The 19991-nt window shown below is 42.0% G+C and carries 18 protein-coding genes; 4 read left to right on the plus strand and 14 right to left on the minus strand.

Annotation, left to right across the window (positions count from 1 at the left end):
- Positions 1–644: 644 nt before the first annotated feature.
- The 4 genes from ABJH64_RS00065 to ABJH64_RS00080 all read left to right on the plus strand — a co-directional run bounded on the left by ABJH64_RS00065 (position 645) and on the right by ABJH64_RS00080 (position 4724).
- A complete protein-coding gene (locus ABJH64_RS00065) occupies positions 645–1859 on the plus strand; it encodes a hypothetical protein (RefSeq protein ID WP_348275404.1) in 1215 nt (404 codons plus the stop codon).
- Positions 1860–1984: 125 nt separating this feature from the next.
- A complete protein-coding gene (locus ABJH64_RS00070) occupies positions 1985–2377 on the plus strand; it encodes a four helix bundle protein (protein ID WP_348275405.1) in 393 nt (130 codons plus the stop codon).
- A 33-nt stretch (positions 2378–2410) separates the two neighbouring features.
- On the plus strand, positions 2411–3382 hold the full coding sequence (locus ABJH64_RS00075; RefSeq protein ID WP_348275406.1) for a polysaccharide deacetylase family protein: 972 nt from the start codon (positions 2411–2413) through the stop codon (positions 3380–3382).
- A gap of 175 nt (positions 3383–3557) precedes the next feature.
- Positions 3558–4724 carry a glycosyltransferase gene (locus ABJH64_RS00080; protein ID WP_348275407.1) on the plus strand — a complete coding sequence of 389 codons (1167 nt, stop codon included), beginning with the start codon at positions 3558–3560 and terminating at the stop codon, positions 4722–4724.
- A 91-nt stretch (positions 4725–4815) separates the two neighbouring features.
- Here ABJH64_RS00080 and ABJH64_RS00085 read toward each other — a convergent pair whose 3' ends face one another.
- From ABJH64_RS00085 to ABJH64_RS00150, 14 genes are all read right to left on the minus strand, one after another.
- Positions 4816–5946, minus strand: a complete 1131-nt coding sequence (locus ABJH64_RS00085) for a glycosyltransferase family 4 protein (RefSeq protein ID WP_348275408.1) — start codon at positions 5944–5946, stop codon at positions 4816–4818.
- The gene (asnB, locus tag ABJH64_RS00090; protein WP_348275409.1) at positions 5943–7763 is read right to left on the minus strand and encodes an asparagine synthase (glutamine-hydrolyzing); all 1821 of its coding nucleotides are present in this window, start codon (positions 7761–7763) and stop codon (positions 5943–5945) included. The genes ABJH64_RS00085 and asnB overlap by 4 nt, the downstream gene beginning before the upstream one ends.
- Positions 7764–8154: 391 nt before the next feature.
- Positions 8155–8712, minus strand: a complete 558-nt coding sequence (locus tag ABJH64_RS00095) for a transposase (protein ID WP_348275410.1) — start codon at positions 8710–8712, stop codon at positions 8155–8157.
- Positions 8713–10040: 1328 nt separating this feature from the next.
- Positions 10041–11183: a glycosyltransferase gene (locus ABJH64_RS00100; RefSeq protein WP_348275411.1), complete on the minus strand. Its 1143-nt coding sequence runs from the start codon at positions 11181–11183 to the stop codon at positions 10041–10043.
- A 1-nt stretch (position 11184) separates the two neighbouring features.
- Entirely contained in the window at positions 11185–11403 is a 219-nt protein-coding gene (locus ABJH64_RS00105; RefSeq protein ID WP_348275412.1) for a hypothetical protein, read from the minus strand.
- A gap of 413 nt (positions 11404–11816) precedes the next feature.
- On the minus strand, positions 11817–11939 hold the full coding sequence (locus ABJH64_RS00110; RefSeq protein WP_348358113.1) for a hypothetical protein: 123 nt from the start codon (positions 11937–11939) through the stop codon (positions 11817–11819).
- Between the two features lie 152 nt (positions 11940–12091).
- Positions 12092–12961, minus strand: a complete 870-nt coding sequence (locus ABJH64_RS00115; protein ID WP_348276701.1) for a glycosyltransferase — start codon at positions 12959–12961, stop codon at positions 12092–12094.
- Positions 12958–13839: a glycosyltransferase gene (locus ABJH64_RS00120; RefSeq protein WP_348299458.1), complete on the minus strand. Its 882-nt coding sequence runs from the start codon at positions 13837–13839 to the stop codon at positions 12958–12960. The genes ABJH64_RS00115 and ABJH64_RS00120 overlap by 4 nt, the downstream gene beginning before the upstream one ends.
- Positions 13836–14687 (minus strand): glycosyltransferase family A protein, encoded by an 852-nt coding sequence (locus ABJH64_RS00125; RefSeq protein ID WP_348276703.1) that lies wholly within the window; start codon positions 14685–14687, stop codon positions 13836–13838. The genes ABJH64_RS00120 and ABJH64_RS00125 overlap by 4 nt, the downstream gene beginning before the upstream one ends.
- A complete protein-coding gene (locus tag ABJH64_RS00130; protein ID WP_348276704.1) occupies positions 14677–15801 on the minus strand; it encodes a glycosyltransferase in 1125 nt (374 codons plus the stop codon). Before ABJH64_RS00130 ends, ABJH64_RS00125 begins: the two co-directional genes overlap by 11 nt.
- Positions 15798–16913 (minus strand): glycosyltransferase, encoded by a 1116-nt coding sequence (locus tag ABJH64_RS00135; RefSeq protein ID WP_348276705.1) that lies wholly within the window; start codon positions 16911–16913, stop codon positions 15798–15800. The genes ABJH64_RS00130 and ABJH64_RS00135 overlap by 4 nt, the downstream gene beginning before the upstream one ends.
- A 15-nt stretch (positions 16914–16928) precedes the next feature.
- Positions 16929–17642 carry a class I SAM-dependent methyltransferase gene (locus tag ABJH64_RS00140; RefSeq protein WP_348276706.1) on the minus strand — a complete coding sequence of 238 codons (714 nt, stop codon included), beginning with the start codon at positions 17640–17642 and terminating at the stop codon, positions 16929–16931.
- On the minus strand, positions 17639–18571 hold the full coding sequence (locus ABJH64_RS00145; RefSeq protein ID WP_348276707.1) for a glycosyltransferase: 933 nt from the start codon (positions 18569–18571) through the stop codon (positions 17639–17641). Before ABJH64_RS00145 ends, ABJH64_RS00140 begins: the two co-directional genes overlap by 4 nt.
- Positions 18558–19988, minus strand: coding sequence for a hypothetical protein (locus ABJH64_RS00150; RefSeq protein WP_348276708.1), 1431 nt, complete (start codon positions 19986–19988; stop codon positions 18558–18560). Before ABJH64_RS00150 ends, ABJH64_RS00145 begins: the two co-directional genes overlap by 14 nt.
- Positions 19989–19991 lie beyond the last annotated feature (3 nt).

Genomic DNA, 19991 nt, shown 5'->3' on the forward strand with positions numbered 1-19991 from the left:
TTTCTCTTTCTTTTGGCTTGGCCCAAAAGAAACAAAAGCCCAAGTCGTGGCAATGCTTCTCCCCACTTGCCAGCCGCACCCTCGCTGCCACGACCTCCCCACGCGCCTTAAGAATGGGCTTTTGGAATAATTGGAAATGCATTTTCTGTTAATTGAAAAATTGGAAGATTGGATGATTTGTGTCACCTAACTATGTCCGGCTTCTGGAGAAGCAGGACAACAGAACAGCAGGGGCCGCCAACCCTCAATCGTTTTTTATGCCTTTTTGATTTTCTCTTTCTTTTGGGTTGGCCCAAAAGAAACAAAAGCCCTAGTCGTGGCAATGCTTCTCCCCACTTGCCAACCGCACCCTCGCTGCCACGACCTCCCCACCCGGCTTAAGAATGCGCTTTTGTGCTAATTGGGGATGCATTTTCTGTTAATTGAAAAATTGAGAGATTGGATAAGTTGTGTCAGCAAACTATGTCCGGCTTCTGGAGAAGCAGGACAACAGAGAGAAAGGAATTAAGGTTGGGATTGAAAATCCTATGCTAGGTGATTCTACAAAACAACTATCGAACGGCTGCTTCTCTATCCTTCCTTTTTTGTAAATAATTGCCAAAACTGCCTTTCTTGAATATCTTTATCAAAAAACCAATACCCCCTTGCTTGGAGCAGTAATCCTAATTGTAGTACTATTTGGTGTTAGCCAGCCTATCCTCAGCAATTTGCAAAAGGAACATAAATGGCTAAAAGCAGGCCTACTCAATCAGATGTATTGGTACCACATGTTTTTTGGATTGGTTTATTGGACCTATGCACAGTTCAACCGCTCTGATTCAGTTAATTATTTTTTCAGTTATAGAAATTACAAAAACTGGTCTAGTGCCTTCGAACCCGGCACTCTTTTCATCGAATGGGTAAATTACCCCTTTGCCAAATGGCTAGGATTCAATTACGATATGATGATGTTTTTCAGTACCTGGATTGGGTATTGGGGCTTCGTCTATTTTTATTGTTTTTTCAAAGAAAACCTTCGCTTCAATGCCAAATTCGAGGGTTGGGATGCTATCACAATTTTCATGTTTCTTCCTAACATGCATTTTTGGACGGCTTCTCTAGGCAAGGGGGCTTATATCTTTGCAGGGATAGGTATCTTAACCTACGGGCTTTCCTGGCCAGGTAGAAGAATCCCATTGATCCTCTTAGGTGGCTTTATCTGCTATATGATCCGCCCTCATATTCTGTTTGCTATATTGGTCGGAATGGGTGTGGGCTTTGTCTTGGGAAAGGAAAAAGTACCGGTGTATCAGAAGTATCTGGTAGCTCTAGGAGCCATAGCGATGAGTATTTATGTCTATGAGGATTTATTGACTTTCCTCGGATACGACCCAAATAATGTACTAGCAAGCTTCGAGGAGGAGACTGGACTGAATGCTCAGCGCCTGCAATCCGCTGGTTCTGGAGTAGATATGTCTAATTACAGCTTACCTATGAAGCTCTTCACCTTCTGGTTTAGGCCGCTTTTTATTGATTCTCCCAATATACTTGGCATAGCCATCTCCTTCGAAAATGCCCTCTATATCTATATGTTTAGCAAAATCATCAGTAAGGATTTCATTAAGTACATCAAAGAAGCTCCTGCGATGGTGAAGATGTCCGGGGTTGTTTTTATCTCCATATCCATTTCCATGACCTTTGTGATGTCAAATCTGGGGATCATCATCCGGCAGAAGTCCCAAATCATGTACTTTATGCTCTTTGTGATTGTGGCTTTTATGGATTGGCAAAAGCAAAATAGAATCAGGAAAAGAGGTGAAATATTCAACAGGATAGTGGAAGAGGAAAGAAGAAAATTGGAGGTGGGGATTGGGGATTGAGAGATTGGGAGATTGGGAGATTGGGAGAATAGAGAATAGAGAATAGAGAATAGTTACAAATTCAACTCTGTTCACCCAGTTGATTGGTTATTTTAGTGAAATTCATATTTTTAAATTTTTCAATCATGGAAAAATCAGAGACTTTCGAAAACCTTAAATGCTGGCAATTAGCCTATCAATTAAAAACGACTATTAAAAAAGATGTAATCATTAACTTTTCATCTAGTGAAAAATATGAGTTGAATTCTCAGCTACTTAGAGCTGCTAGATCTGCAACAGCAAATATTGCAGAAGGCTGGGGAAGATTTCATTACCTGGACAGCAACAAATTTTATTACAATTCCCGTGGATCCATATCGGAAATTTTAGATCATATTATAGAAGCCAGAGATGAAGAATATATATCCCAAGAAGTTTACCTCAAGTTAAGATCAATGATTATAGAATCTCTAAAAGTGCTAAATAGCTTTATTTTTTACTTAAAGAGAGAACATATTAACAACTCAAGAAAAGGGTAAAATCTCCAATCTCTAAATCTCTACTTTCCCTCAATGACCAAAGGCATTTTTACCATCTCTCTAGACTTCGAACTCCTTTGGGGTATTTTTGATAAGGTGGGGACTTCCTATGATCCCAAGTATTTTAAGGATACGAGGTTGATCGTCCCAGACATGCTCGAGCTTTTTGCAAAAAATGAAATTCAGGCGACCTGGGCTACAGTAGGGATGCTTTTCGCAGAAAATGAAGAAGAATGGCGACAGTACTCCCCCACTCAGCTACCTAGCTATAGAGAACCGAAGCTATCTGCCTATGAGTTTGTCAAAAAACATGGATTGAAGAGTGAGGTGCATTTTGCGCCGGAACTTATCCAAACCATTCTCGATACCCCGGGACAGGAGTTGGGCTCACATACTTTTGCCCACTACTACACGTTGATGCGGGGCCAAAGTCCTGAGCAATTCAGACAGGATCTTCAGGCTACTCAGCGAATAGCCCAGGATAAATTTGGTAAAACTTTACGCTCTCTTGTTTTCCCCAGGAATCACATCAATGAACTATACCTCAGCATCTGCCTGGAAGAAGGATATACACAGGTCCGTAGCAATCCACGCAACTGGTACTGGCAAGAGACCCAGCATGAAGATCTGAGTAAAAAATGGTTTAGATCAGCCGACTGCTTTTTCAAAGTGGGGCAAAGAACCAGCTACCCCGCAGGGGAATTGCAAGTATTGCCTGAGGAGCCTTTGCTTATTCCTGCCTCACGGATTCTTCGTCCTATCTCCAAAAACAACAAGCTATTCAACGCGGTACGCCTCAATCGGGTGAAAAATGAGATGACTTCTGCTGCTCGAGGAAAGGAAATCTATCACCTCTGGTGGCATCCTCATAATTTTGCTACCGATCCCATTCAATCCATGCAGGAGCTTGAGGATATTCTGAGTCATTTCAGGTTTTTACAAGCTGAGTTTGGTATGCAAAGTAGGAATATGGGGGGAATTAGGGAGTTGGTTGGTGGGTGTTAATTGGTTGGTGGTTGTTAGATGTTGGTTGTTGGTTGTTAGATGTTGGTTGTTGGTTGTTAGGTGTTGGTTGTTAGGTGTTGGTTGTTGGGTGTTGGTTGTTGGTTGGGGAGAATTCAGTTTATGCCCAAAAGGGTGAATGGAAAAGGGGTGAAATTATATTGATGAATATTGAATAATGAATAAGGAAGTAAAAGCGGTGCAGGGAAAGGATCATGGCAAAAAGATTAAGGTATTGCATCTCATAAAAAGCTTGGGACGTGGTGGGGCAGAAAAGCTGATACCTGAGACAGCTTTGGTTCATGATCAGGAGAAGTTTGAATTCTACTGCTTGTATTTTTACCATCAGGAAAACAACATAGTAGGCGAGCTGCAACGAGCAGGAATTCATGTTGAATTGATCCCATCGGGTAATTTGAGTCTATTTTTCCAAGTAAGTAAAGTAAGAAAATTCATCCAAACTCATGAGATAGACATCCTCCATGCCCACTTGCCCTGGGCGGGAATAATGGCCAGGTCTGTAGGGAATAAAATCAAAATCCCAATTGTCTATACCGAGCATAACACTTGGGAACGCTACAACAAACTCTCCTACTGGGGCAATAGAATAAGTTTCAAAAAGCAAGATGTAGCCATTGCAGTGTCTAATGAGGTGGCTCTATCTATGCGTTTGAATTCAATTTGGGATCCGTACAGACGGGGAGAGCGAATGCAGTTAAAAGTCATCCAGAATGGGGTGAATACGGAAATGTTTGTAAGGATGCCCGATGTCCGATGTGCGATGCCTGAATTAGCAATTCCAAAAGAAGCTAAGGTTATTGGAATTGTAGCGGTGTTTAGGGATCAGAAGCGTTTGTGGCTATGGGTGGAAGTGGCACTGAAGGTACTAGAGAGATGCCCGGAGGCTCACTTTATGCTAGTGGGTGACGGGGAATGGAGAGGAAAAATAGAGGATCAAATCAAAAAGTCAGGCAAGTCTGGGAATTTTCATTTGGTGGGAGTTCAAAAAAATGTCATCCCCTATTTATCCATGATGGATATCTATCTAAGCACTTCCGAATTTGAAGGCTTGCCTATCGCGATGCTGGAAGCCATGTCATGCGAAGTACCTGTGGTGGCCACTAGTGCCGGCGGCATAGGCGAGGTCATTCAGCAGGGAGTGCAAGGTTATTTATCCGCAATAGATGAGTGGAATAAATTAAGTGATTACTGTTGCGATTTGATACTTAATCCCGAATTACATGATAACATGCGAAAAGCTGCCAGGGAGCGAGTAATTGATCAATTCAGTATGAAAAGAATGGTGAGGGAATTGGAGGGAGTGTATGGGGAGGTGGTTGGGTAGTTGGTGGTTGTTGGTTGGTGGTTGGTGGTTGGTGGTTGGTTATTGGTTGTTAGTTGTTGGTTGTTAGTGTTGGGTATTAAGGGATATGGAGTTAGGGGTGGTTAATGATTTGTTGAAAAAAGTCCAGGTAGTGCTGGGCAACTTTATCCATTCGGAAGTGTTCAGACGTGAATTTTTTGGCGTTTTGGCCTAGCTGGATCCGCTGATTAGGCTGATCAAACAGTTGGTTTATTTTTTGACAAAAAGCATCCACAGAGCGATCTGGAATGAGGTAGCCCGTTTCCCCATCAATCAGGCATTCCCTGATCCCTCCTACTTCAGTCGCAATCGTAGGAACTTCAAAATAAGCTGCTTCCAAAACCACTCCAGGCAGCCCTTCTGTATCTGAAGTCAAAATCAGCAAATCAGCGGCGGCTAAGTAGGGAGAAACGTCTTGCTGGTAACCGAAAAAGAAGGTTTGAGATTGGAGATTTGAGATTTGAGATTTGATCGAAACGCCCAAATCACCATCTCCAACTACCAGCGCTTTTAATTGAGGTCTTGTTTTTGCTAGTTTTTGGATGATTTCTAGAAAGCGATCCGGTCGTTTTTGAGCGGTGAGGTTTCCCAGAAAAAGTAATACCTCGTCATTTTCATCTAAACCTAAATCCTTTCTACCTGCTTGTCTGCTCGGAGCATTTTTGAATTTGCGCGGATCAAAAACCCGGTAAATAACTGTAGTAGGCTTTTTGAAATTGTAATGCCTGATCATGGAATCCAGAGAGGCTTGGCTTACTCCGATAGAAGCATCCAATTGAGGAATCACTAAGCTTTTATAGTACCAATGTGTAAATTTTCCTGCATTCCAAAATTCAGCATTATCAATAATTCGGCTAACCCATCTGATCCGTTTGGGTAAAAACTGCTTTGCTGCCGCCCCATACTTTAATGTTCTTGAGCCGTTAAGCAGGATGATATCAGGAGAAATTTCCTTAATTCCTTCTATCAATCGCTTTAAAAGAACTGGCTGAATTGTTGGGATTTTCTCAAACAGATTTTTTGAATCAAAATTCAATACTAAACCTTGAGATCTAATTGGCAATTTAGATGCGGATTTTTCCGCCTTATAAAGATAAACCCTGAAAGTTTCATGTCCGCTTCTACTCAAATAATCAGCTAACTCAGAAATAAAAACCTGCGCTCCTCTGCGTATTGGAGAAGTATCGAGAAAGAGAATCTTCATCTATTTTCTTTTAAATGAATCGCGAGAACTAGCAAAGCATAGATTCGCCGTTTGTTGAATCTCCCTTTTCGCTGACCTGATAAAAGAGATTTGATAAATCGATGATCAAATGGAGAATCGGCCCCAAGGAGATACTGAGTAATCAGTTCATTCCAATCCGATTCCTTCAACCATTGCTCTAGAGGAGGAACAAATCCCTGCTTTCTTTCAAAATCCCAATTCGAGGGGAGCTTCTTTTCGCCTAACTTTTTTAAAATAATTTTGCGCTCTTTATCATTAACCTTCCAATCTGAACTAATAGATTTAGAAAAGTCCAGAATTCTAGGATCTAAGTATGGAGCCCTAACCTCCAAACTTGCCAACATGGAAGCTCGATCCACCTTAGTTAAAATGTTGTTAGGAAGGTAGTTTTTGAAATCAAAGTCCAACATATTTTCTGTCCATCCCCTATCCTTGTTCCAGACAAAAGCATTTATATAGGTTTTTGCAAAAAACTCTTTTCCCATCAATTTTTCAATCTCATGATCCAAAAAAAGTGTAGGAACGATTGGGGGACCAAATTCCATATTCTCACCAAACTCCATTAGTGCATGTCTTCCCTTTAAACCGATTGGCATGTAGTATTTAGCAATAGATGCTAGCGTTTTTCTTAAAATCAATGGAAGACTTTTACTCTTTTCTTTAAGTCTGGTCCAATCCTGATAGCGCTCATAGCCTCCAAACACCTCATCCGCCCCATCTCCACCCAATGCTACTTTACATTGGGTCCGAATAGCTTTTGACATGAGATAGGTAGGATAGAAAGCGGGGTCAGATATAGGTGACTCCAGTCCTTTCATCGTGGCCAACCAATCGGACAGCTCAATCTCGGAACAAGCCAAGACTTCATGAGACAGTCCAAAATAAGCTGTAATCTTTCTGGAAAAAGGCTCCTCATTTAATGACTCAAAACCAGGGAAGGTGACGGTATAGGCTTTCACAGAATTAGAAATCTCACTGACATAAGCTGCCAAAAGTGAGGAATCGAGTCCACCACTAAGCATTAAACCTACAGGAACATCAGCTACCAATTGATCTTTTATAACTTTTTGGAGAACTTGATCAAGGGCCTCTACCGGATTATCCATTGTTTTATCCTCTTCTTCAAAAAGATACGATGAGATTTCAGGTTCAGCTCCGAGTTTCATCTTTAAAAAATGACCAGGCAATAATTTTCTAATACCTGTCCAACAAGTCAGTGAGTCTCTAAAATATCCGAAGTTCAAATAGCTTTTAATTCCTGAAGCATCGATTTCAAATACTTTATTACTCAAAGTCTTTAATGCATTGATCTCTGAGGCAAAAAAAAGTTGCTTGTCTGAAGAGAAATAATAAAGAGGTTTTTCCCCAGATCGGTCTCTGGCAAGAACTAGCTCTTTTTTAGTCCGATCCCAAATGGCAAAGGCAAACATTCCATTTAACTTTTCCAGGCAGGATTCTCCCCATCGCATCCAAGCTCTAAGCAAGACTTCTGTATCAGAATGAGACTGGAAGCTTTCTCCAAGAGCTTGAAGCTCAATTTTTATCAAATTCCAATTATAAATTTCACCATTAAAAGTAAGGATGAACTTTCCATCAGGAGATATCATAGGCTGACTACCTCCCTGACCTAGGTCAAGAATAGATAGACGCGTATGTCCAAACCAAAGTCCATTTCCTGCATCAAGATAATCCCCATTTGCATCCGGGCCACGATGGTTCAAAAATGACAAAGCCGACCGTTTCCGATCGGCTGAAAGCAGTTTATTTGGAGTAAATGCTCCTATAATTCCACACATTCTTTAAGTAGATTAGAATAAACTTCCCAACCGTGGTCTGTGTCCTCACAGAACACTATTTTGGACTTTTTGACCCTGATTCTTGTCCTAACAGGTCACTAATTCACAAACACAAAGCCTAAAACCTATCCCCTCACCCTGGTCTGTGTCCTCTCACCGTGGTCTGTGTCCTCTCACCGTGGTCTGTGTCCTCTCACCGTGGTCTGTGTCCTCTCACCGTGGTCTGTGTCCCCACAGACCACTGTCATTGACTACTTATCTTCACCCACAGACCACTCTTATTAACCAAATCATCAGTGTGGCGTACATAACTTCCCTCGCTCAGTACCTAACTTGCAGTTGACCAACCTTACAGGTCACTTCAAATAAAAAATTCCTTACCTAAGATCACCTAAAACCTATCCCTGTAATCTGTCAAAAAGCCAAACCTATCAACCCCATGAGCATAAAACTCAGCTGAGGACCATACATATTCCTCAGGGGTAGAACACAAATTCCAATGGTTCTGCAGCGGATTTAAATGAACATATTCCAGTTTTTGCTCGACCTTTTTCTTCGTATCCATTAACACCGCTAAAGGGTCTCTTTTCCAAATCCGAACCTTGCGATCTGACTCTTCCACCTGAAAATCAGCCGCTAAGTTCAAATTATCTTCCTTTAGTTTTTTTGCTATGGAATGGCTCGTGAATTTATTAAAACTCGCAACTGGGGTTTCTTTCCCATTCATTTCTTTCATCTCCCAAATTAGGTGAAGATGGTTTGGCATGATCACAAAGCCGTAAACCACCAAGTTTCCTCTCCTCACCAATTCACCCATGGATGACACAATAAGAGACTTGTATTCATCATTGTGAAAAATTGATTTCCAGTCTTTTACCGTATCCGTCCAAAAATAGACCCGGTCAAATTCCATGTGGGAGTTGCGAACTGGATTTATAAAGTCAGACATGAATTCAAGACAAAGTCAATGCGATTCTAGTTTGAGACTGAAGTGAGACATACCAATGAATAGAAGCAATTATTTCTGTCTGTGGAAACCTGCCTCCCGATAAGGTAGGCAAAGACCAAGGTTTGAAAATACAGTGTGAGTTGAAATGATACATTTCGGTCTGTGAAGACACAGACCGAGGTGACGACCCACCACCGTGGTCTGTGTCCCCACAGACCACACTTACTTAACCAAATCTTCGCCATTGCTTCTGATCCAACGTACCCGTGTTGCCTTTACTCACATCCTTTGCTGCATCCCAACTTCTCTACATTACGAAAAACCATCATACTAATTTGGATCTGTGAAGACCTGTCGCCCAACAGGACAGTATCAGAAAGAGTCGTTAGTATTTATTTCAATCTTTAAAGGCATAAACCGAGGTGATAAGTAGGTATAGTTACGATGGATGGAACAGGGACTGAGGTTAATAGTTTCGGTCTGTGAGGACACAGACCGAGGTGGGCGATAGTTTCGGTCTGTGAGGACTCAGACCGAGGAAGTCGGGTGGTCATGATTTCTGTTTCGGTTTGTGAGCATACAGACCGAGGAGAAGCCCCACCACCGAGGTATGTATCCTTCCACCCCTGCCTGTGTCCTAAACCGTGGCCTGTGTCCCCTCAACCCTGGCCTGTGTCCTCAACCGTGGCCTGTGTCCCCACAGGCCACCACTATTTAATATAACTACCGTCTTTGAAGGCATAAACCGAAGTGATAAGAAGGTATAGTTACGATGGATGGAACAGGGACTGAGCTTAGTAATTTCGGTCTGTGAAGACACAGACCGAGGTGGGCTAGTTTCGGTCTGTGAGGACTCAGATCGAGGAAGTCGGGTGGTCGTGATTGCTGTTTCGGTCTGTGAGACCCAGACCGAGGAAGGCCCTTCCACCGAGGTATGTATCCTTTCAACCGAGCCTTGTGCCCTTAACCGAGAATTGCGTCCTAAACCGTGGCCTGTGTCCTCAACCGTGGCCTGTGTCCCCACAGGCCACTATTATTCAATATACTTACCGTCTTTGAAGGCATAAACCGAAGTGATAAGAAGGGATAGTTACGATGGATGGAACAGGGACTAAGGTTAGTAATTTCGGTCAGTGAAAGCATAAACCGAGGAGAGTGATAGTTTCGGTCTGTGAGGACACAGACCGAGGTGGGCGGGTTTGTTATGATTGCTGTTTCAGTCTGTGAGACGCAGACCGAGGAGAGGAGAAAGTGACCTGTCCAACTTTCTTTTTTACCACCTGACCAAATATTAAAGAGAATTTTAAACCTTCGAGGTTTGAAAAACCTCAAAGGTTATCTGCCAGCAAACGCAAATAAACCTCTTCATATTGAACTGCAATCTTCTCTATATCGAAGTGCTCCCTGGCATAGGCATAACCCTTTTCTGTACGAATCTCCCAATCTTGAAGCGATACCGCCTCCTGCATTTTCGCCAATAGATCTTCCTGATCCCCTACGCTATGAAAAAGACACATCCCTTCTTTTAGGCATTCCTTATTCTCCGGGATATCTGAGCAGATGATAGGAATTTTTGCCAGCATCGCTTCAATCACTGAGCCGGGCAAGCCCTCAAAATAGCTTGGAAAAACAAAGAAGTCTGATTTTTCCAGCAATTCAGGTACATGTGATACTGTACCCAACAATTCCACGGAATTTCCAATCTCTAAACTCTCAATCATCTTTTCAATGGCTCCCCTATATTCCCCATCCCCCGCTAAAATCAGTCGGTCCAGAGGCCGCTTCTTAAGCAATTCAGCAAAGGCAGGAAGTAAATCTTTATGGCCTTTTCGTTCGATCAAGCGTCCTACACAAAGCCAAGTCCGATGCCCGATGTCCGATGTCCGTAGTCTGAAGCCCGATGCCCGATGCCTGATTACTTTTGGAATAGGACGTCCTCGGTGGATTACACCAGTTTTTTCGGGGTCAAGACCAATAGTTTTTCGATGTGAGTCAATCAGCACCTGAGAGTTTGCAATCATCAAATCTATTCTGCCAATGGTAAACCTATCCAGCAGCTGCACCCCTAGCAGGGAAAGTTTTCCCTTCCAAGGCAATCCGTCGTAGCGTCTCTTTCTATAGCTGTTATTCACTAGACTATTCACGATTTTGACCTTACTTTTCAATCGTCGGGCTACCATATCCGAGCGAAAAATACTGGAGTGAACAATGACTGCCTCATACTTTTTCACCAGCTGATCCACCTGTGTGGCTAACTCTCCGAATCGATTAGATACGGGCAGACCTAATCGGATCACTTGAATTCCGGCAGCTTCATATTCGGGTAAGAGGTCATGCTTTCCATCAAAAAGTGTCACAAAAACCGGCTTAAAATGCTGAAATCTAGAAGTGATTTCCAGCAAGCTTTTTTCTGCACCCCCGGTTTGGAGGGTGTCAAGAAGGTAAAGGATGATGGGCTTCAGAACTGACAATTTATACGATTTTTTTGATCACCGTGGTCTGTGTCCTCACAGACCACTTTATATCCCCATTCTTTATCTCAGACCAGAGATAACGACACCTATTTGTGATTAATGTCATTCGATCTTTCTCTGCGATGCAATAGCCAATCACCTCCCTTTCTTCCATATTTCGTTCTGTGCGGACAATAGCCGAGGTGTATAGTACATAAATTTCGGTCTGTGGGGACACAGACCGAGGTTAGCTATTCCAGTCTGGAAAAAAACAGACCGTGGTGATGGGATAATGGTAAAAATCCACCGTGGTCTGTGTCCTCACAGATCACTTTAAATACCCATTCTTTATCTCAGACCAGAGATAACGACACCTATTTGTGATTAATGTAATTCGATCTTTCTCTGCAATGCAATAGCCAATCACCTCCCTATCTTCCATATTTCGGTCTGTGGGGACAAAAACCGAGGTGTATAGTACATAAATTTCGGTCTGTGGGGACACAGACCGAGGTTAGCTATTCCAGTCTGGAAAAAAACAGACCGTGATGATGAGATAATGGTAAAAATCCACCGTGGTCTGTGTCCTCACAGACCACTTTAAATACCCATTCTTTATCTCAGACCAGAGATAACGACACCTATTTGTGATTAATGTAATTCGATCTCTCTCTCTGCGATGCAATAGCCAATCACCTCCCTATCTTCCATATTTCGGTCTGTGGGGACAAAAACCGAGGTGTATAGTACATAAATTTCGGTCTGTGGGGACACAGACCGAGGTTAGCTATTCCAGTCTGGAAAAAAACAGACCGTGGTGATGAGATAATGGTAAAAATCCCCCGTGGTCTGTGTCCTCACAGACCACTTTATTTAACCATTTTCTATTTCAGAATGGGGATAACCACAGATACCTGAGATGAATGTCATTCAATCTCTCTCAGCGTTGTAATATCCAATGATCTCCCTTTCTTCCCAAGTATTCCAGCCCGAATTCCCATTAGTCGATATTTGGTTAATTCCAGACCATTAGAGGTGAAAATACCACCAATCAATCGCTTCCCCTGTAAAATCAGATAGTCTAAGAGAATTAAACCAGAAAAATGAAGCCTTACAAAATGAATAAAATTCCTGGACTGATAATAGGCTCGCCATTTGGCTGAGTGAGAAGCTCCCCCTCCCCACCCTTCATGCAAAATTTTTACATGGGGATTCTTACATACGCCTAGTTTAAATCCTGCCTGCCGGATTCGATAGCAATACTCGAAGTCATCAAACATCATAAACCAATCTCTCACCGGAAAACCAACCTCACCTAAATCCTTGAACTTGGCAATTGCCCCGTCAAAAAGCCCAAAATCGACTTCCATTAGTTCATCCGGCTGAGGGCTTACCTGAGTCCTTCTCCCCACTCCTACCTTTGAACCTTTAGATGCAATCATTGAATAATTGCTTGAGCTAATCCGTTGGATCAAAAAATCGAGATATCTTGGCTCTGGTATGCTGTCATCCTCCATAAATACCACCCATTCAGGCTTTGACCCGATTAAAAGCTGATCCAGTGCCACCGCTATTCCAGCACCATGACCTAGGTTTTCATTTAGATTTACCAGCTCTAGTCTCAAGCTGACCTCAAATTCGTTAGCAACTTCACCTGTGGAATCTGTACTGGCATTATTGATCAGTACAAATCGATCATACTTCCAATTTGAATCTGCAATTCGCTGAAGTAAAGCATGAAGCAGGTCAACTCGATTGTAGGTAACTAAGACAAGGGCTATCGAATTTGCCTTCACAGACCAATCGTTTTTCCGCTGATTCCACGGAGGTAATGATAAAATCCCAGAGTTATCAACCGGAAGTTTTTAGCCCCATATTTAGGACCGTATCGAAATCCATAAACTGCCTTAGCCAACCATTTCTTGATCAATTGATTTCGCATACCTGGCAGGGTCAATGAATCGGATATCATCAAGAGATTTCTAAGACTGTAGTATTCCCGATTCAAATTAGACTTTACCTGATATGCAGGGCGTTCAAATTCCAATCGCTGATGAAGCTTCCTGGCTTCTAAAAAGAGCTTACAATCCACGACAATGGCGTATCCCTTACGTGAAACCTTCAGACAAAAATCCAACTCTTCAAAACCAAAAAACAACTCCGGATCAGGCGCAATACCTTCTCTGGCCACTTTTCCACTTACGAGCATACACATCCCTCCTGCTACATAATCTACCTCAATCCAATCTTTCTTTTCGAGCAATCTTGTCTGTACTCGCTTAATTACACCTTTCTTTCGATCAAAAAACTGTCCTACCGTACCTAGGACACCACAAAATGGATTTGCATCCCGTATCGCCAGCAAGCGCTCAAAACAGTCGTTTCGGAAAGGAGGATCATTGTCATCTCCCCAATAAATCCAATCCAGATCTTCCTTCGCACAAAGCTCCAGACCCTTAGCCGCTGCTCCGGCAGGACCGGAATTGTAGCCCATTCGATGATATTTAATCCTTGGATCAAGCAGTGATGCAATGGCATGATCAGTGGCCAAGCCTTCTGAATTATCAATTATCCAAAGAAGCTCAGGCGGGTAAGTTTGAGCGAAGATCTGCCCAATAGTATCTAGCAGGATGTCTGGTCGATTATAAGTAATGATAAATCCTCCGAATTTCATTTATAAGATACAGCTTCAGGATAAAGTTTCTTGGCCATAAAAGGTAGGCAAGCTATAAACCATCGTGCTAGCGTTCCAAAATTTGGTTTGATTTGCAACGCTTTATTAAGATGAAAACGGGCCTCTTTATATTCTTGAAATCTCAAATGATTCACTCCAATAATTTGATGGTACAGAAACTTAACATGGGTGCTTAGCGTACTCTGGTGCTTTTCCATAAAATAATTCAATGAACTAATCATATTCCGCAGATTTTTACTTCCTCCAGCTTCATTTTCATAATAGTTAAGTGACACAAAAGCGATTACTTCCTCCTGCCCCTTATTTAATCGAATTCTATGAAATAATTCAGTGTTTTCAGCAAACTTCAAATTCGAATCATAGCCTCCTATAGTGAGGAAAAACACTCTTCTGATTAAAAATGTACCGGAAATTCTACTGAAGTATTTTCCTTTTTGGGGAAGTTTAATAATTTCTTTATGTCCACTTATCCGCTTTATTCCGGAGGAAATTAAGTCAATTTCATCTTCTACCCTTGCAGAAAAGGTAGATAGACAATTTAAACTCAATTCATCATCTGCATCCAAAAATATCAGCCATGCTGCCGAAGCCGCTTCTGCCCCACAGTTTCTGGCGGCACTCACTCCCTTATTTTCCTGATCTAAATATTGAATCCGGGAATCAGATAAATACCGCTTTGCGACGGTCGAAGATTCGTCTGTGCTTCCGTCATTGACCAATATCAATTCCCAGTCTTCAAAGTTTTGGTTAAGGACAGATTCCACTGCCCGATGGAGGCTGTTCGCTCCGTTATAGAAGGGGATAATCACCGAAATCTTAGGACTCATCCAAAATACCTATTAAGTGTTGATTCCACTTTTCAAGGGAAAAGTGATTCCGGACGGGCTCAAATGCAGCTTCCTCCCAGGGACTTTCCAAGTGAGAGAAAATTGTTTTTTCCCAATCGAATGCATCAGCTGCCAGGTGAATCAGACCGGAGGCAATCCAAGATTCAAATCCTCTTGCCCCGAATGAAGTACTCACCACTTTCCGACCCAAGACCAACGCTTCTGCCAATTTGATATTACTCCCGCCCCCGGAAAACACGGGTACAATACATAGGGCATGCGCCTTGTACAGGGGTAGAAGGTCCTCCACTCCAATCAACAGCATCACTCCGGCACTGGAATGAATCAACTCCGCCAAATCAATACCTGGATCAGCGGATGAGACCAAAGTCAATCTCATTCCTGAATTGCGGGAGTATAGCCTTGGCCAAACCTTCTCCAAAAACCAGCGAATCCCTTCTGCGTTGGGTCCATAGCTAAGTTTCCCTACAAAAAGTAGATTTGCTTCCGACGGAGGCGAAAGGGCAATCTCTCCGCGCCACAAAACCTGAAAGGGTAAATTTGGAAGTAGGCTGCCCGAGAAACCTGCCTTCTGATTTTTCACCCAAATCAAGCGACTCGCTCTTCGAAGAATCCGGTAATAAAATAATCGGTTGAGTAGGTAAATCTGTTTGTAGCGAATTTTTTTCCATTCACTCGGCGCAGAGGCAATGGTACTTTCCATCAATTCCCGGTAATCATCGTCTATATCCAGGGTAAATTTCAACCCATCCGGTAAGTCTTTAGCTGCACTTGCATAGCGACAGAGGACTTTAGCATAGCTTTTCCCTTTCAAAAAACCGTTCAGATTTTCCCGATTTTCCCGACTTGGATAATAGCCCAGGCCCAGCTTTTTCATCCAAGGAATGGATGGAGATTGGGGTAAAAAGAAAAACCGAAGCCCCGGTATCTGCTGCTTGTTGCTTTCTCTATACTCTCCTGAATTTCCCAAAATCAAATAATCCACTTCGTAGGCAGTCAGCGCTCCCCGGATCAAGGCTAAGCTTCGCTGCCGTTTTCCATCCTTTGGGGGAAAGGGGCTAGACTCGGCAATAAACAGGAGTTTTGGCTTCAATATCGGCCCAGTTTGTTAAGCGCGGCACCCAAGTATGTGCCATAGGTGAAGTGATTCAGCTTTTTGAGCTGCATTCCAAATACCAATCTGAGCAGGTTTTTGATTTCATCGGCTGAATATCCAAGGCCAAAAAAAAATGTTGAAACGACTGGTCGTGTATCCGCAAGTAATTTAAAGATCTCTGCCTGAGATGAAAAATAAGCCCAGGAGAGGTAGCTACTCAAGTGACTCCAGTCTTTCCCCTGAACATCCCATTGCCACTTTTCAGATTCCTGAAGATACCAGGCAATCGCCTCTTTTGCTTTCCCTTGATGAAGCAGCACGCCAAGCACGGTAATTAAATGGTTCTTTTGGATGTTGGGCAGGTTTGTCAGACTTACAAGTTCCTCACCTGTCTGATTTCCAAGTCGAGGGTCAGGCAAGGTAGCTCTGCGGCTGACCTCGCTGAGTGCCGCATACATTACCTGAGGATGACGGCTCATACTAGTCAACACATAACGGTAGGCAACCAAAACCTTCGGAATAGAATAAATCTCAGCGCCCAATCTCCCTGAACGCATCCAAAAATCCCAATCCTCGCAGCTCTTGAGGGTGATATCAAACTCACCCACCTTACAAACAAGATCTCTTCGAATCAGGATAGAATGACAAGGACCGATGTTAGCTGTCAATACCTGGGGATAGATAGGTCCATTTATAAAGGGGAGATGCTCGTGAAACTTGGTCCCTCCCGGCCTATCCCAATACGCATAGCCTGCCCGAAAAAGGGAAAGACTTGGGTTGGCTAAAGTGGCCTCAAAAAATGTCTGAAGACAATCCGGCTCCAACCAGTCATCCGCATCTAAAAAAAGTATATACTCACCTTCGGCTAGATGAAGCCCGGCATTTCGGGCAGCAGAGAGACCTTGGTTGCTCTGCGAAATGAATTGAATTCTAGCATCCTTTTGTAAAAATTCTTCGGCTAGGTCAGCGGTACGATCCGTACTACCATCATTGACTAGTATGGCTTCCCAATTCGTAAAGGTTTGCCCGAGAAGGGAACCCAAGCAGTCTATTAAAAAATGAGCTTGGTTGTAGCAGGGGATAATGATTGAAAATAAAGGGCTATTCAATGGATAGAATAGAAATTATTTGTGAATACCAGTTGATTTACCAAAAACACCTACTAACGATTTCCCAAAACTATTTCTAAACAAAGGATCTAATCTTTTCGCGATTGGCACCAAATAGCTGTCCCAGAAATTGATTTGACCTTGACTTGGATAGGGTTGCTTTAAAACCAATTTATTCGCAACACTCGAAAAAAAGCCTAAGGAATCAAGGTAGAATAATTCTCTAATTTCCATTTGTTGCGGAACTATGGCTGTTAGCATCCTTTTGTCATAGCGACGAAAATGACCAATGCTTTGATCAAATGGACTATATAAAAAATTAAATGCAGGAACCAAAACAATCAGGCTACCCCCGGGGCGAAGTGCCTGATAGGCTCTTACTAACTCCTCACCATCTTTTTCAATATGCTCTATCACATCGATATAAAGAATCGTATCATACTGTTCTGTTTGCGCTTCCAACACTGCATTGGAAAATTGATATAAATCCTTATTCCTCCAAGTGTCTCCTTCCTTTACTAACTTTTCAAATAGAACTTTATCTGGCTCAATACAAGTCCAGGAAGAAACTTTTGAAGTTACTAGATAGGGTGTAGTACCTCCAATTCCGGCCCCCACTTCCAATACATCACCAGAAATGTAAGGGTTGATTTTATGTGAAAAATAACTTTTCCAGTTTTTAGCATTTTCAAATAATTCTAGCTCCTGACCTGGATAATTGACACTCATTCGATAAAGGTTTTATATTCTTTGACCGGTGTTATCCCCAAGCTGCTTCGATTAGATAAGAAAATAAATAAGGTAAAAAACGAAATCAATACAGCTTGAAAAAGCAAAATAGCCAATGCCAATACAGAGTAAGTAGCCCATCCGGGAATGGCCATATCTGTGGTCAAGCGAATACCGATTACGATCATCATCCCGAGTAAAGTAGAAACAATGGTACCCAGAGAAAAAAGAATAATTCTGGTAGTCACCACATCTGCAAAAATCGCAATTCCACTTAAGCCATGGATGATCAGTTGTGTAAAATTCATTTTTGACACTCCCTGATATCGCTTGCCTCGATGAGTGGAGATTCTGATAAAAGGTTTTTTTAATTTGAGAAAAGCGATCGCATAATTATTCCAAAGATTGGATTCGTGTACCAAAGACTTCAGTATGGTTCCTTTGATTACACTGAAGTTTCCAAAATTGACGCGTTGGCCGCAGAGTAATTGGAAAATAGATTTGTATAACACATAAAACATTCGGAAAAGCAACCCTTCACTACGCTTGGAGCGCTTAGCAAAGGCAGAGGAATTATGGGTCTTCGCTTCTGCTGCCAGACGGAATAATTCATGGGGCTGATCTTCCCCGTCTGAATCCATGATCCCTACCCATTCACTTTGAATAGTTTCGTAGGCATAGCACAAGCCAACAGCAATCGCACGCTGATGACCCATATTTTTAACAAGGCGAATAAGCAAGATCTTCAGATTAGAATACTTCTCTAGGTCAAGAGACTTTTCTTCCAGTGAATGATCATCCACAAGAACCACAGCTACCTGACCCAATTCATGCCGAGATGCTAACTGATCAATTTCCTGAAATAGGCGATGCAGGCAGTCCCAATCATTGTAATGAGGAATGATTAATGTAAGATTACTTTTTAGCAAATTTACGGGAGTTTAGTATTTCAAATGTGGCTAATACAACTACCAAAGTAAGAAATGAATAAGAAGGCATCAGGTACCTGTTTTCGATCACCCGAAGTAGAATAGGATGAATAAATAACACATACCAAACAATGCCTGATAAAATCAAATAAACAGGTTTTTTAAAAGCAAAGACCAACAAAATAAGCGCTGACATGTAGCCTAAAACCAAGGTAACTAGATAGGTGAATGATTTGAGTCGAATGAATTGATCTCTCCAAGGAAACTTTAAGCCATAAAATGGATTTCGGATTTTCGTAGTAAACAAAAATTGCCTTAGCAAGGAAATTCTTGATTCTATATGATAGAGCAACGGTTTTTCTTCTTGAATACTTTTCGAGAATCTTGAAAAAGAATCATAGATAACCGCTGATTTTCGATCAAATTGTGTAACACTAAGTCTATTCTTTTCCAACTTGAGGTCCATCAGCCGCTCACTTGCTCTAGTAAGGGAATCTTGATTGAATTGTGAAGTGAAAATTTTTCCAGGAAACTGAATCTGATTTTTATCAAAGTATTCCAAGCTATCTGTTCCCACGCCAAAATAACGGATCTCAGCCCCAGGATCCCACCAGAGGTAATTGCCTCCCCAGTTTTGGGTAAACCAAAAAGCAGGTTCATAGAAAACATTACTTTGGGATGGCCCTAAAAAGGACTCTTGGAGTGGTATGATCTTTTGATACTTTTTGTATCCGGAATAAATCCACATCCCATCTAGAATCAAAAATGGAATGAAAAATAAAATATAAACTCTGAGTGTTTTGGAAATGGAATAATGAAACTTCCAAAAAACCAAGAAAATAAACAATCCCCCAATTGGTAGAAAAACGGGTCTTAGGAAAACCAAATTGGTAAATAGTAATCCTGAAAAAATCAGGTTCCAAGGGGAGGGATTACTCCATGACCGGACAAAAAAATAGACGGAAAATATTAGAAAAGAGCTAGTTAAACTCTCTGACATCAAATAATGATCATACCAAGAAGTGTAAGTTGTCCCTAGAAGTAAAAAGTAGCTCGTTAAGAATACAGCTCTACTACCCGTAAGTTTGCCACCCAAAACTGACAAAAGATATACCCCAATTCCCGAACAAATCGCTTGAAACAGCAACAGAAAATTCAAAGCCCAAACCTTAGGGAAAATCAATAGAAACAATCCATACCAAAAGCCATAGCCAGGCATGCGGTAATGAGGGAGGTAACTTCCTTTTTCAAAAAAATGAGTAATGGGATCAAGGTAGCCATGGGTATCAAAAGCAAAATCACCCCAAAAACCTTCAAGGTAGGATTTCTCACTTGTTCCTGATATAAATAAAAAAAGCAGCGATAGCTTAATTACCACCGCAAAGACTAAAAAGAAGAGGTCTCTTTTTAGGGTCAAGTT

The organism is Algoriphagus sp. (genome assembly GCF_039969895.1).
Taxonomy (GTDB): Bacteria; Bacteroidota; Bacteroidia; order Cytophagales; family Cyclobacteriaceae; genus Algoriphagus.